Below are 420 nucleotides of genomic sequence, written 5' to 3'. Positions count from 1 at the left end.
CCTTGACAGTACAGGAGCACCAGGATTTACCGTTTGAGCAGGTGGTGGAAATCGTGCAGCCGCCGCGCCGACTGGCGCATACGCCATTGTTCCAGGTAATGTTTGCCTGGCAAAACAATGAGAATACGGCCTGGCAATTACCGGGGCTGGCCGTGTCACCGGTCGATCAGGTCTCTGATATTGATATTGTCAAATTTGATCTTGAACTGAATCTGTCAGAACAAGAGGGGCGGATTGTCGGTGCGTTGAGTTATGCGACTGCCCTGTTTGATCAATCGACGATAGAGCGGCAGGTGGGATATTTGCACGCGGTGTTGCAAGAGATGGTCGCTCACGCTCAACAGCGGATCGGGGAAATTGATATCCTGGCACCATCGGAGCGCAGGCTGTTGCTGGAAACCTGGAACGCGACGGAAACCC

At 53.8% G+C, this 420-nt stretch carries 1 protein-coding gene; it reads left to right on the top strand.

The features are described from left to right. A partial coding sequence (locus tag C5471_RS23695) for a condensation domain-containing protein (protein WP_166296708.1) occupies positions 1–420 on the top strand: 420 nt, incomplete at both ends.

Origin of the sequence: Photorhabdus tasmaniensis (assembly GCF_011189505.1) — a bacterium.
Lineage (GTDB): Bacteria > Pseudomonadota > Gammaproteobacteria > Enterobacterales > Enterobacteriaceae > Photorhabdus > Photorhabdus tasmaniensis.
The sequence above is the reverse complement of the archived record's forward strand: the minus strand, read 5'-3'. Positions and strand labels throughout refer to the sequence as shown.